Raw genomic sequence first — 13234 nt, forward strand, 5'->3', positions numbered from 1 at the left:
TTTCATACGAGCAGAAGTGGTCAAAGGCAAACGGTTTCAGTATGAACGTATGACTGCGTTATCGCTATCTCCGCGCGTAGACAAGCCGGGGACGAGCGGGGCGAGCGGGGACGAGGCAGCGAAGGGGCGCCGCTTAAGCTGTGCGCATGGCCAAGTGGACCCCCAAGCACGAGGCGCCGGAGCCCCTGGAGGGGCCCGTGGTCGCCACCATCACCGGCGGCACGATCGTGTGGTTCGTGCTCTTCCTGGTCCAGCTGCCGTTCTACGGCTGGTTCGAGGACCACGGGCATCTGTGGTGGCTGTGGACCTGCCTGGCCGGGGGCGGTCTGGGGCTGATCGGCATCTGGTACGTGCGCAGGCGGGACGCGGCGATCAAGAGGGCGGCCGGGCCGAAGGCGACGCCGGCCGAGTAACCCCCAAAGCGGGCAGGGCGGCACATCCGCACGTACCGTCGATGTCATGAGCCACATAGACGCGGGCGCCGAACTCGACCCTGTGCACCCCGTGGCCCTGCCGAAGAGACCCGCGGCCGGACTGACCGGTGCCGAGGTCGCGGACCGCGTCCACCGCGGCCTCGTCAACGACGTTCCGGTCCGCAGCAGCCGGTCGCTGGGCGAGATCGTCCGGGGCAACGTCTTCACCCGGTTCAACGCGATCATCGGCGTGCTCTGGCTGATCATGCTGTTCGTCGCGCCGATCCAGGACAGTCTGTTCGGCTTCGTGATCCTCGCCAACACCGGCATCGGCATCGTCCAGGAGTGGCGGGCCAAGCAGACGCTCGACTCGCTCGCGGTGATCGGGGAGGCCCGGCCCACCGTACGCCGGGACGGCACAGCCACCGAGGTCGCCACCCACCAGATCGTGCTGGACGATCTGATCGAGATCGGGCCCGGGGACAAGGTCGTGGTCGACGGCGTGTGCGCGGAGGCCGACGGGCTGGAGATCGACGAGTCGCTGCTCACCGGCGAGGCCGACCCCGTCGTCAAACACCCCGGCGACCCCGTCCTGTCCGGCAGCTTCGTGGTCGCGGGCGGCGGCGCCTTCCAGGCCACCAGGGTGGGCCGCGAGGCCTACGCCGCCCAGCTCGCCGAGGAGGCCTCCCGCTTCACCCTGGTCCACTCCGAGCTGCGCACCGGCATCTCCACGATCCTCAAGTACGTCACCTGGATGATGGTCCCGGCCGCCGTCGGACTCGTCATCACCCAGCTCGTCGTCAAGAGCAATGGACTCAAGGACGCGGTGGCGCGGACCGTCGGCGGCATCGTCCCGATGGTCCCCGAGGGGCTGGTGCTGCTCACCTCCGTCGCCTTCGCGATCGGCGTCATCCGGCTCGGGCGCAAGCAGTGCCTGGTGCAGGAGCTGCCGGCGATCGAGGGACTGGCCCGAGTCGACACCGTCTGCCTGGACAAGACCGGCACGCTCACCGAGGGCGGCATGGACGTCACCGAGCTACGGCCGCTGGACGGGGCCGACGAGGAGTACGTACGCAAGGTGCTCGGCGCGCTCGGCGAGTCCGATCCGCGTCCCAACGCCTCCCTCCAGGCGATCATCGACGCCTACCCGGACAGCGAGGACTGGCGGTGCGTGGAGTCACTGCCCTTCTCCTCGGCCCGCAAGTACAGCGGGGCCGCGTTCAGCGAGGCCGACGGCGACACCAGCACCTGGCTGCTCGGCGCACCGGACGTCCTGCTCGCCGACGGCGACCCCGCGCTGGCGGCCACCGCGCGCCTGAACGAGCAGGGGCTGCGGGTGCTGCTGCTGGCGCGCGCCGGCCGTGACCTGGACGATCCCGAGCCGGCCCGCGGCGCCCGCCCCACCGCCCTGGTCGTCCTGGAACAGCGGCTGCGGCCCGACGCGGCCGACACGCTGCGCTACTTCGCGGACCAGGACGTCCGCGCCAAGGTCATCTCCGGGGACAACGCGGTGTCGGTCGGCGCGGTCGCCGCCAAGCTGGGGCTGGCGGGTACGGCGGTGGACGCGCGGCACCTGCCCGCCGACCGGCCCGGCATGGCCGAGGCGCTGGACGAGGGGACCGTCTTCGGGCGGGTCACCCCGCAGCAGAAGCGGGACATGGTGGGAGCGCTCCAGTCGCACGGGCGCACCGTTGCGATGACCGGCGACGGCGTGAACGACGTGCTCGCGCTGAAGGACGCCGACATCGGGGTCGCCATGGGCTCCGGCTCGGAGGCGACGCGGGCGGTCGCGCAGATCGTGCTGCTCGACAACAGCTTCGCGAGCCTGCCGTCGGTGGTGGGCGAGGGCCGCCGGGTGATCGGCAACATCACGCGCGTGGCGACGCTGTTCCTGGTGAAGACCGTCTACTCGGTGCTGCTGGCGGTCCTGGTGGTGTGCTGGCAGGTGGAGTATCCGTTCCTGCCCCGGCATCTGACCCTGCTGTCCACCCTCACCATCGGCGTCCCGGCGTTCTTCCTGGCCCTGGCGCCCAACAAGGAGCGGGCGAAACCGCATTTCGTACGGCAGGTGATGCGGTACTCGGTCCCGGCCGGCGTGGTGGCCGGGGTGGCGACCTTCGGGATGTATCTGATCGCCCGCCACTCCTACACCGGGCCGGGCCGGCTGGACGCCGAGACGAGTGCGGCCACCCTGACGCTGTTCCTCGTCTCGATGTGGATCCTGGCGATCGTCGCCCGTCCCTACACCTGGTGGCGGGTGACCCTGGTGGCCGCTATGGGCGTGGCGTTCCTGCTGGTCCTGGCCGTCCCGGGGCTGCAGGCCTTCTTCGCGCTGAAGCTGGTCGGCCTGGAGATGCCGTGGACCGCCGTCGGCATCGCGGTGGTGGCGGCGGCCGCCCTGGAGTTCCTGTGGAAGTGGGTCGACCGCCGGTTCCCGGACTGAGGGTCACTTCACGCCGACGTACACACCAGTGGCGCTGACCGACGGGGTGGTGGTGGTACCGGCGAAGCTGTAACGCCAGTAGCCGCTGTAGTTCGCGGTCGCGCTGGTCTTCAGGTTGCCGTACGCGTCCGTGTACACCGTCTTGACCGTGGTGTACGTGCTCGTGCCCGACTTGCGGAACTGGAGCTTGACCGGCTGGTTGGCGTAGCCGTGGTACAGGTTGTCGTCCCAGTCGGCGCGGGAGAGCTTGCCGGACGCCGTGAAGGTCTTGCCCTTGTAGACGGACGTCGAGCTCACGGTGGTCGTCAGCTTCGAGTAGCGCTGCACCAGGGTCGTGCCCAGGCCGCTCTGGTCCTTGTAGCCGACCTTGCTCATGTCGGGGTTCTGCTGGTCCTGGCCGTTGAAGGCGACGGCCTCGGCGGCGACGTTCCAGGTGCCTGCGTCCGCGATCTTCGGGTCGGCGTCGGTCGGGTAGATGTCGACCGTGCCCGTGCAGGTGGCCGTGGTGGACGAGGTGGGGGTGCAGCTCGCCTCGTTGTCGCCGTACAGCTCGGGGGACGAGTCGCTGTAGGTGCCGTGGTAGAGGAAGGCGTCCGTGACGAAGTCGCTCGCGGTGATGTCCACGTCCGAGCCGTGGGTCAGCGTGTACGAGTACGTCGCACTGACCTTGTTGGTGCTGCCGACCTTGATCGCCTTGGCGATCGTGACGTTCGAGAAGCTGACGTTCAGGGTGTACGGCGTGCCCGAGTCGGTGACGGCCTGCGCGGCCGGGACTGCGAGGGCGGTGAGGGCCAGGGCGCCGGAGACGGCGGCCACGGTGGCACGTATGCGCATGTGCGTTCCCCTGGAGGGAGAAGTGATCGGGGAGTCGGTTGACTCACGCGATCAGATCCTTGCCCCCCGGTGCTGGTTGTACGGCAAGAGCGCAATCCGGCCAGATTTTATGGCCGGATTGCGCTTCCATGACGAGATGTTTACTACAGCGAATTCCCGTGGCCGTGAATGGCGGTGTCAGTCGAACCAGCGGTCCCTGGCCAGCTCCTCCGTCCGGGACGGGTCCTCCAGCAGGGCCGCCACCTCGAAGCGCCGCGGCCACTGCCCCGCCGCCCAGGCCAGGCCCGCCGCGACGCCCTCCAGCGTGGCCGCGTGCAGCACCCCGTCGCCGGTGAGCCGCCAGTCGATCTCCACGCCGTCCACGACCAGTTCCCCGTGCTCGACGTACGTCCGCGGCGTCCGCGCCCCGAGCAGTACCCGCACCGGCTCCGGCACCTCGTGCTCGGTGCCCTCGGAGTGCACCTCGCCGGTGACGGACTCGCTCAGCCGCCGCACCTGGAACAGCTCCGCCAGCTCCGCGGCCAGCGCCGGCCGGACGGGCAGCAGCGGCACCCCGGCGGTGAAAGGCAGCAGGTCCGGCGAGTCGACCACGACGGCCTCGGTGGCGTCCACGACCTCCACACGCCCGTCGGTCACCGCCCGCAGCTCGTCCGGCAGGGTCACCTGCTCCGGATCCAGCTCCGCCAACGCCCCGTACAGCCCGTGCAGTTGGGCCGGCGTGACCGGCCGCTGCGGGTCGGCCAGCCGGTCCAGCAGCTCGGCGGCGCCACCGGGCTCGTCCAGCAGGGCCGCCACGGACGTGCGCACGCCCAGCGCCCGCAGCACCTGCTCGTCCTCGAACCCGGTGGCGTCGGCCTCGTCGTACAGCCCGCGCAGCAGCGGATCCCCGCCGGCCGCGAGCAGACCGGCCGGGCGCCGGCCGTCCAGCACGGGGTGCCCGCGCAGCCACCACGCGGTGTACGGCCGTACGGTGTCGTGCGTGCCGTCGTGCAGCAGGATGCGGACCGGCTGGGTGAGGGCGTCCCGCAGCGGCGGCTGGGCGAGCAGCGCGAGGGCCTGAGGCCAGTGCGCGTCGTCCACCAGGTCCAGATCGCGCACGGCGACCAGCTCGGTGGCGACCGGGGGCACCGGGCTGTCCGGGAAACGGTCGAGGATGTCCTCGCACCACACGTCGACGGCGTCCAGCAGACCGGCGTCATCGGGCTCGGCGAAGTCGCTCTCCCGGGGCTCCAGCTCATCCGGGTCGAGGACGACGTCGGTGGCGCGGACCAGTGCGAAGTTCGCGAGCACCCCACAGGCGGCCAGCGGCTGCTCGCCCCACTTCTCCGCCAGGTCATGGTCCACGGCGGGCAGTTCGCCCTCGCGGATCACCCGGGCGAACGGGCTGCCGGGCAGGACGAGTTCACCGGCGGGGGCGAGCTCCCCGTCCTCGTCGGGCAGCGCCAGCGCGCCCAGCCAGGGCTCGTCCCCGGGCTCCAGGCCCGCGTCGCGCACCAGTCCGAGCACGGTGTCGGCCAGCTCCTCGGCATCCGGAGCGTCCTCTTCCCAGCCTCCGATCCCGCCCTCGTCGTCCAGCGAGGCGGCGACGGCGGCCCGCACCTGCGGGGTGGTGAGCACCGCGCGTGCCGTGGCGGGCAGCGCGCCCAGCTTCTCCAGCAGCGGGTGCACGGCGTCCTCGTGGGCGACCTTCAGCCCGAGCCGCCCGAGGACGTCCGCATCGATCCGGGCGCCGTCCGGGGTGGGCAGCAGCACCTGCCGGGGCCCGATCGTGGTCCTCCTGTCGGCAAGCGGCACAGGGAGCCCGGACAGCCGGTCGGGGTCGACCCCGGCGAGGCTGTCGTAGAGCCGCCACCACCAGTCGGGGTCCTTCTCCAGCCCGGCGAGCCGGTCGATGGCGTCGGCGAGCGGCAGCCGGGCGACGCCGAGGGTGCGCAGCTCCACCCGCCGCTCAAGACCGGCGGGCAGCAGCGTGGGCAGCACCTCGGCGAGCACCCGCACGGTGTCCGCCCCGCCGCCTTCCACGATCTCCGCGTCACGGGGCCGCAGCGCCTCCGGAAGCTCGTCGTCCTCCTCCTTCGCCCGAGCGGCGGGCGGCAGGAAGGCGGTCTGGGGCAGCCGCTCCAGGACGGCCTGCCGCAGCGCCCCGTCCAGCGCGCCCTTGCCGAGCGGCCCGGGCACGAGGTCGATGATCCCGTCCGTCACCGGGCGCCAGTCGGCGAGCAGTTCGGTGTAGACGTCGGCCGCGCGCTGCACCAGGAAGTCGGTGAGCGGGCCGGGCGCGGTGTGCCGGCGGGTGGTGTCGAGGGGGAAGGAGGCGATGAGCAGGCCGGGGACGCCGAGGGGTTCGTCGCTGGGGGTGGGCGCGTGCACGACGGCAGTCGTACGAGGACGCACCGGACGCCCGGCCGCGTCCTCGGGCACGGCCCAGGTCACCGACCAGTGGGGCCGCAGCCGCTCCTCCACGGGCCGGTCGGCGAGCAGGTCGGGGGTGAGCGGCCCATGGGCGGCAGCGGTACGCCACCGCGTGGCTCCCTCCCGCGAGTCCTCCACGACGGTGACGGCGCCCTCGGTACGACGCCTCAGCGTGCGCGGCTGATCGCCGTCGACCTCGATCACCACCTCCGCCAGCCCCGGCAGGGCGAGGAGCAGGGCATCGTCGACGGCGTTCAGCAGCCGCTCGGCGAGATCGAAGGCGGCCGCGTCCCGCAGCGGCAGGATCACGGCGGTGTCGTACGGCTCCGGAGCGGTGCCCTCGGCGGCGAAGGGCAGCCGGAGCAGCGGTACGTGGCCGTCACGGCGCCGGACTTCGTCGCCGAGCCCCGGACTGTGCCGGGCGATGTCACCGGCCAGCTCGCGCGCCTCGGCCAGGGACCAGCGGACCCCGCCGTGCCGTCCGACGATCGCGGGCTCGTCGGTCACCGACAGCACGGCCGCGAACCCGACCCCGAACCGGCCGACGGCACCGTGGGTGACCTCGGCGTCCCGCTTCGCCGAGGCGCGCAGCGTGGACAGCGACTCGACACCGGCCGCGTCCAGCGAGGCACCGGTGTTGGCGGCGACGAGGACCCCGTCCCGGAGCGTGAGCCGCAGCCGGCCGGGAGTGCGCGCCCGGGCGGCGGCGTCGGCGGCGTTCTGCGCCAGCTCGACCACGAGGCGGTCCCGGTAGCCGCCCAGCACCAGGTCCTCCTCGGCGTTGGCGTCCTCGCGGAAGCGGGCGGGGCTGGTCGCCCAGGCGTCGAGAACACCACGGCGCAGCCGGGCCGTCCCGAACGGGTCGGCCCCCTCGGCTGCCGGCCGCACGTACTTGCTGCTCACGTTCACCCTCTCCTCGTCGGCGTGAGCACGAAGGTACAGCGCGCGCGGGGCGGCCGGGGTCCGGGTGCGGTCAGCCGCCGAGTACGGGCAGGGCGAGGCCGCAGCCGACGGGCTGGGCGTGGGCGGGGTCGAGGGCGTTGCGGACGAGTTGCGCGGCGTTGGAGTCGTACACGATCGAGAGGTGCTCGGAGAGGTCCCGGGGGCAGATGTCCTGGATCGTGATGTTCTTGACGGTCGCGCCCGGTCCCGCGGTCAGGAACTGATGCGTGTAAGGGGTGACGACCTCGTCGAGCCTGGTGGCGATGACGGTGTAGTCGACCCCTGGCTGCGTGTCCCCGCCCCGGTCCAGCTCCGTGTTCACCTCGGAGCCGACCATCTGGTCCGAGTACGCCTGCCCGACGACGGCGGACACGGCCGGGTCGAGCCCCAGCCTGGTGGTCAGGGTGCCGAGGCCGGAGGCGGTCGTGCCGTGGTTGGACGGCGCCAGGCCGATGAGGCTGTGCACCTTGTTCCGTTCCGGGTGCGCGGAATCCGTGCCGCCGTCGAACCGCAGATACCAGCGGGGCGTCACACCGCCGCCCTGGGAATGCCCCACCAGGTCGACCTGGTGGGCGCCGGTGGCCCTCAGTACGCGGTCGACGTAGCCGGCGATCTCCCGGGCGGAGTCCGGAACGTGTGCGGTGGCCTTGAGCCGAGAACCGGGCGGCGCACCGTAGTTGGGCGCGAAGACGCAGTAACCCAGCTGCTTCAGGTACGGGGACAGCACTCCCCAGTCGTCATAGGCGTTCGCGAAGGTCCCGTGCAGCAGGACGACCGGACGCGGATGCTCGTGCGAGGGCCTGCAGTTCCAGTCGTCGGCACCGGCCGGTGGCGCGTCCGGGTGGACCGTGCCCCCGACCAACGCCACCGGGGCGGAGAGGATGTTGCCCCGCGGTACCGGAGGCACGGGGGCGCCCGCCGCAACTCCCGTCCCCTGCCCCACGCCCAGCGCGAGGGCGAACCCCGCGCAGACCGCGGCCCACCTGCCGCGCCGCCGGTTCGACCGCCCCCGGGACACACTCCGATCCGCCATCGGACCACTCCTCGCCTCGGTGCCGGCCGAGCGCCGACGCGGCGATGATCAAGGAGCGGTGTCCCTGCGGGGCTCAACGACTGCGCGGCCCACCCCCTATGGAGCAGCCCCTTTCACCCAGCCGGCCCGTCCTGGCGGGACGATCGGCGGATCCGCTGCGAACGCAGCCGGCCAGCGGGAACGGCGTGGCTGAGCACGTCCGGGCGGCGGGGAGACGGCACCTACGAGTGACCCAGTTCCGCCGTTTCCTCGTCGCCCGTCTCCGGGACCGAACCCGAGTCGCGGGCGGGGCGCAGGGGGAAGGGGTCGACCCGCGTCTCGTCGATGACCGGCGGAGCCGGCTGCGGGGGCTTCGGCATGACCGCGGCCTCCGAGTGGCCGCCGCAGCCGTAGGCGAGGGAGACCACGCGGCCGTCCGCCGGGGAGAACTCGTTGGCGCAGACGCCGAAGGCCTGGCCGAGGGAGCCGCCGATGGGGGTCAGGAAGCCGCAGCTCATACAGGTGGCCGGGGCCGCCTGGGCCATCGCGGTCTTCGGGCCGTACGACTCCTCCCAGCGGTCGGCGGCGACGTGCAGGCCGTAGCGCGAGAGGACTCGGGCGCGGCGCATGCCCAGTTCCTCGGCCACCGCGGCGATCGAGCCCCGGGAGGGCGTCGTCGGCTGGACGGCGGGGGCACCCGGCGCGACGTCGGCGTCCTCGGCCTCCGCCAGCTCCGCCATCTCCTCGGACACCGCGGCGCTCGGCAGCGGCTCGTCCTCGCCCGTGTAACCCGGCTCCAGGCGCAGGTCGTCCTGGTCGGTGGGGAGCAGGTCGCCGGGGCCGAGGTCGCCGGGGCGCAGGCGCTCGCTCCACGGGACCCACTCGGGGGCGAGCAGGGCGTCGGGGCCGGGGAGGAGGACCACCTCGTCGAGGGTGACGATCTTGGCGCGGGAGGCCCGGGCCACGGTCACGGCCCAGCGCCAGCCGCGGTACCCCAGCTCCTTGCACTCGAAGAAGTGCGTGACCACGCGGTCGCCCTCGGACACCAGTCCGGCGTGCTCGCCGACCACGCCGGGCGCGGCGGCCTCCTCGGCGGCGCCGCGGGCGAGGTCGACGGCCTCGGCGCACAAGCGGTCGGGGGTGCGGCTTCGCGTGGTCGCTGCGCTCACAGGTATCGCTTCTCTCCTACGCCGTCTCGTCGAGTGCGGCTGCCTCCGGCGGGCCTGCCGACGGAGCGGACCGGGGGACCGCATCGACGTCTGCATCCGCGCGCTCGGGCGCACCTCTGCCATCCATTCTGCGTTATGGCTGAGATACGCACGCTACACCGAACAGGATTGGTCGCCGCCACGCGGCAGGTTTTCCACCCGGCCACCCCGGCCGCCGCGGCCGCCGCGGCCGCTCGGCCCGTACCGTCGTGCCCGGAAGTCGCCGGATCAACGGCCGGGTTGGCCGCCGTGCGCGCCGTACCGCACTATCCGCCGCCTTCTCGGGGCACTATGAAGCACGTGGCGACCGCGGACAGGCGTGGTGTTCGGGGTGGCGGCGCGAGCCGGGTCGGTGGCGCCGTCCGCTCTGTCGGGCGTGCCCTGCACTTCCCGGTCACCGGTGCCGCGCGGGGCATCCGCAAGGCCACGCACGCGCACGGCGCGGGCGAGTCGGGGCTGGGCAAGCTGATCGAGCTGCACGCGGTGAACGGCGCCGGCGATGTCATGGTCACCGTGGCGCTCGCCTCCACCGTGTTCTTCTCCGTGCCGACCGACGAGGCGCGGGGGCGGGTCGCGCTGTACCTCGCCATCACGATGGCGCCCTTCACCGTCCTCGCCCCGGTCATCGGGCCCCTGCTCGACCGGCTGCCGCACGGGCGGCGCGCCGCGATGGCCGGGGCCATGCTGGCCCGTGCACTGCTCGCGCTGGTCATCTCGGGGGCGGTGGCCAGCGGCAGCCTGGAGCTGTATCCCGCGGCGCTGGGCGTGCTGGTCGCGTCGAAGGCGTACGGGGTGGTGCGCAGCGCGGTCGTACCGCGGCTGCTGCCGCCCCGGTTCTCGCTGGTGAAGGCCAATTCGCGGGTCACCCTCGCCGGGCTGCTGGCCACCGGTGTCGCCGCGCCGGTCGCAGCCGGGCTGCACAGGGCCGGGGACCCCTGGCCGCTCTACGGAGCCTTCGTGATCTTCGTCGGGGGAACGTTCCTGTCGTTCTCGCTGCCGCCCACGGTGGACTCGGCCAAGGGCGAGGACGTGGCCCTGCTCGCCGCCGACGAGCAGCATCTGCACGGGCCGCAGCGCAGGAAGGAGCAGGTGAAACGGCCGGGGCTGCGGACCGTGGGCCCGGCCGTCACGCACGCGCTCGGCGCCAACGCCGCCCTGCGCTGTCTGTCCGGCTTCCTGATCTTCTTCCTCGCCTTCCTGCTGCGCGAGCACCCGCTGACCGGCGAGAGCGCGGCGGTCTCGCTGGGGATAGTCGGGGTGGCCGCCGGTGCGGGCAACGCGCTGGGCACGGCCGTCGGGGCCTGGCTGCGCTCACGCGCCCCGGAGATCATCATCGTGACCGTCGTCGCGGTGGTGCTGGGCACGGCGATCGTCTCCGGCCTGTTCTTCGGGGCGTTCCTGGTGGCCTGCCTCGCCGCCGTCGCAGGGTTCGCCCAGGCGCTGGGCAAGCTGGCCCTGGACGCGCTGATCCAGCGGGATGTGCCGGAGCTGGTGCGCACCTCGGCGTTCGCCCGCTCGGAGACGCTGCTGCAGGTGGCGTGGGTGTTCGGCGGCGCCGTCGGTATCGTGCTGCCGCTCAACGGGACCGTCGGCCTGCTGATCGGCGCGGCGTTCGTCGCCGTCGGCTGGCTGACCACGCTGAAGGGGCTGCTCGCCTCGGCCCGGCACGGCGGCCGCTCCCGCCCCCGTGTGGTCTGACCTCCCCCGACGTCCGCGGTATAACGAACCGGACACGATCTGGGGCCCGCAGCACCGGCTGGCGTAACGAACCGGGCACGCCGCACCCCGCGTGGGCGGAGGGCTTGGGGCGCCCGATAGCCTTCGGACATGACCACGCTGCCCCGCGGCGAAGCCGCTGATGTTCAACGCGCTGTGCGACGCCGCCGCGCCGTCGCCGTTGCCGGCGCGGTATCCGCCGGACTGCTCGCCCTGTCGGCCTGCGACAAGCCGTCGCCCGTCTCGACGGTCACCGTCGGCAAGGACTCGGTCAACTCCGAGGCCACCTGCTACAACGACGGCAAGGCGCTGGACGCCAAGTCGCTGGCGCAGTGCGTCAAGAACGTCGAGAAGGCCGAGTCGATCAAGGTCGACCAGGACGAGACGGTCCGCTTCGGCGTCGACCCGAAGATCGCGGACGCAGGCTGGGTCATTCTGGTCAACGGCCAGCAGTTCACCGACGTCAGCAAGAAGACCTACCGCACCATCCCGGGCAGCGCGTTCTTCAACCAGCAGTACGGCACCCAGGGCGACACCAACACGGTCACGATCCGGATGGGCGAGAAGTCCAACGTGGGCATGTGGTCGTTCAAGCTGAAGAAGGCCTGATCACGGCTTCCGTACGGGTCCTCGTGGCCACCGCGGTCCCGGTCGAGCGGGACGCGGTGGCACAGGCGTTTCCCGGGGCCATGACCGAGGTACGGCTCCCCGGCGCGCTGCTGTGCCGTACCGCCGCCGGCTGGGACCTGCTCGCCGCCGGGGTCGGTCCGGCCCTCGCCGCCGCGTCCACCGCCGGCGCCCTGACCGCCGCCGCCCTCGCGGGCACCCCGTACGACCTGGTCGTCTCGGCCGGGATCGGCGGCGGCTTCCCGCCCGGGGCGCCCGTCGGGTCGCTCGTCGTCGCCGACGCGATCACCGCGGCCGACCTGGGTGCCGAGACCGCCGACGGCTTCCTTCCGGTCACCGAGCTGGGCTTCGGGACCGTCACCCACCGCCCGCCGCACTCCGCCGTACGTGCCGTGTCCGAGGCGACCGGCGCCCCGACCGGCACCATCCTCACCGTCTCCACCGTCTCCGGCACCGCCGCCCGCGCCGCCGCCCTGCGCGCCCGGCACCCCGGCGCGCTCGCCGAGGGCATGGAGGGGTTCGGGGTGGCGGAGGCGGCCGCCGCGCACGGGGTGCCGGTGCTGGAACTGCGCGCGGTCTCCAACCCGGTCGGCCCGCGCGACCGCGCCGCCTGGCGCATCGGCGACGCGCTCACCGCCCTCACCGAGGGTTTCGGGAAGTGCGCACCCGCATTGGAGAGTTGGAACCCACATGACGCACTCGACCGGTGAGCCGCTGCAGATCGCGTACTCGCCCTGCCCCAACGACACCTTCGTCTTCGACGCCCTCGCCCACGGCCGCGTCCCCGGCGCCCCCGCGCTGGACGTGACCTTCGCCGACATCGACCTCACCAACGGCATGGCCGAGCGCGGCGAGTTCGACGTACTCAAGGTGTCGTACGCCGTCCTGCCGTACGTCCTCGGCGCCTATGCGCTGCTGCCCTGCGGCGGTGCGCTGGGGCGGGGCTGCGGGCCGCTGGTGCTCACGCGGGAGCCGGACGTCGATCTGGCTGGCCGTACGATCGCGGTCCCGAGCGAGAAGTCGACCGCCTATCTCCTCTTCCGCCTGTGGGCGGCGGACACGCTGCCCGACGGCAGGGTCGGCGAGATCGTCGTCATGCCGTTCCACGAGATCATGCCGGCGGTGCGGGACGGCAAGGTGGACGCGGGACTGGTGATCCACGAAGCCCGTTTCACGTACCAGACCTACGGGCTGCACAAGCTCGCCGACATGGGCGAGCACTGGGAGCGGACCACCGGGCTGCCGATCCCGCTCGGTGCGATCATCGCCAGGCGCTCCCTGGGCGCCGGCACCCTCACGCGGCTCGCCGACTCCATCCGCGCCTCGGTCCGGGCCGCCTGGGACGACCCCGAGGCGTCCCGGCCGTACGTCATGGCCCACGCCCAGGAGATGGACCCGGCCGTGGCGGACCAGCACATCGGCCTGTACGTGAACGAGTTCACCGCCGACCTCGGCGAGGACGGCTACGCGGCGGTCCGCGGGCTGCTCACCCGCGCGGCGGCCGAGGGGCTGGTGCCCGCGCTCGGACCCCGGGCGCTGACCTTCCCCTGACCCAAGAGCGCCGCGGCGATGCGCGGCCTGCCCACACGCGCGGCGGCCGAGGGGCTGGTGCCGCCCCTCGGCCGCG

General features: G+C 72.9%; 10 protein-coding genes. 6 read left to right on the top strand and 4 right to left on the bottom strand.

What is annotated here, in order from left to right; translation table 11 throughout:
• Positions 1-146: 146 nt before the first annotated feature.
• Together ACZ41I_RS28605 and ACZ41I_RS28610 are read left to right on the top strand one after the other, a co-directional pair.
• Complete coding sequence (locus ACZ41I_RS28605) at positions 147-413, top strand: DUF2530 domain-containing protein (protein ID WP_399774312.1); 267 nt, start codon at positions 147-149, stop codon at positions 411-413.
• A gap of 46 nt (positions 414-459) precedes the next feature.
• On the top strand, positions 460-2856 hold the full coding sequence (locus tag ACZ41I_RS28610; RefSeq protein WP_399774315.1) for an HAD-IC family P-type ATPase: 2397 nt from the start codon (positions 460-462) through the stop codon (positions 2854-2856).
• Between the two features lie 3 nt (positions 2857-2859).
• Here ACZ41I_RS28610 and ACZ41I_RS28615 read toward each other — a convergent pair whose 3' ends face one another.
• The 4 genes from ACZ41I_RS28615 to ACZ41I_RS28630 form a co-directional block, all read right to left on the bottom strand.
• Entirely contained in the window at positions 2860-3690 is an 831-nt protein-coding gene (locus ACZ41I_RS28615; protein ID WP_363213781.1) for a hypothetical protein, read from the bottom strand.
• 177 nt (positions 3691-3867) lie between these two features.
• On the bottom strand, positions 3868-7005 hold the full coding sequence (locus ACZ41I_RS28620) for a sacsin N-terminal ATP-binding-like domain-containing protein (RefSeq protein WP_468515430.1): 3138 nt from the start codon (positions 7003-7005) through the stop codon (positions 3868-3870).
• Positions 7006-7075: 70 nt separating this feature from the next.
• Positions 7076-8077: an esterase/lipase family protein gene (locus ACZ41I_RS28625; protein WP_468515431.1), complete on the bottom strand. Its 1002-nt coding sequence runs from the start codon at positions 8075-8077 to the stop codon at positions 7076-7078.
• Positions 8078-8298: 221 nt separating this feature from the next.
• Positions 8299-9225: a DUF3027 domain-containing protein gene (locus tag ACZ41I_RS28630; RefSeq protein WP_363213778.1), complete on the bottom strand. Its 927-nt coding sequence runs from the start codon at positions 9223-9225 to the stop codon at positions 8299-8301.
• A gap of 330 nt (positions 9226-9555) precedes the next feature.
• Here ACZ41I_RS28630 and ACZ41I_RS28635 point away from each other — a divergent pair, with 330 nt between their 5' ends.
• From ACZ41I_RS28635 to ACZ41I_RS28650, 4 genes are all read left to right on the top strand, one after another.
• Entirely contained in the window at positions 9556-10962 is a 1407-nt protein-coding gene (locus ACZ41I_RS28635) for an MFS transporter (protein ID WP_363213777.1), read from the top strand.
• A 129-nt stretch (positions 10963-11091) separates the two neighbouring features.
• The gene (locus tag ACZ41I_RS28640) at positions 11092-11589 is read left to right on the top strand and encodes a DUF2771 domain-containing protein (RefSeq protein ID WP_363213776.1); all 498 of its coding nucleotides are present in this window, start codon (positions 11092-11094) and stop codon (positions 11587-11589) included.
• Complete coding sequence (locus ACZ41I_RS28645) at positions 11562-12317, top strand: futalosine hydrolase (RefSeq protein ID WP_468515432.1); 756 nt, start codon at positions 11562-11564, stop codon at positions 12315-12317. Before ACZ41I_RS28640 ends, ACZ41I_RS28645 begins: the two co-directional genes overlap by 28 nt.
• Positions 12298-13158 (top strand): 1,4-dihydroxy-6-naphthoate synthase, encoded by an 861-nt coding sequence (locus ACZ41I_RS28650; protein ID WP_468515433.1) that lies wholly within the window; start codon positions 12298-12300, stop codon positions 13156-13158. The genes ACZ41I_RS28645 and ACZ41I_RS28650 overlap by 20 nt, the downstream gene beginning before the upstream one ends.
• Positions 13159-13234 lie beyond the last annotated feature (76 nt).

The organism is Streptomyces sp. NPDC030799 (genome assembly GCF_055572255.1).

Coding starts and splice junctions, on each gene's coding strand:
- ACZ41I_RS28605 (WP_399774312.1), top strand. CDS start 147: ATGGCCAAGTGGACCCCCAAGCACGAGGCGCCGGAGCCCCTGGAGGGG.
- ACZ41I_RS28610 (WP_399774315.1), top strand. CDS start 460: ATGAGCCACATAGACGCGGGCGCCGAACTCGACCCTGTGCACCCCGTG.
- ACZ41I_RS28615 (WP_363213781.1), bottom strand. CDS start 3,690: ATGCGCATACGTGCCACCGTGGCCGCCGTCTCCGGCGCCCTGGCCCTC.
- ACZ41I_RS28625 (WP_468515431.1), bottom strand. CDS start 8,077: ATGGCGGATCGGAGTGTGTCCCGGGGGCGGTCGAACCGGCGGCGCGGC.
- ACZ41I_RS28635 (WP_363213777.1), top strand. CDS start 9,556: ATGAAGCACGTGGCGACCGCGGACAGGCGTGGTGTTCGGGGTGGCGGC.
- ACZ41I_RS28640 (WP_363213776.1), top strand. CDS start 11,092: ATGACCACGCTGCCCCGCGGCGAAGCCGCTGATGTTCAACGCGCTGTG.
- ACZ41I_RS28650 (WP_468515433.1), top strand. CDS start 12,298: ATGACGCACTCGACCGGTGAGCCGCTGCAGATCGCGTACTCGCCCTGC.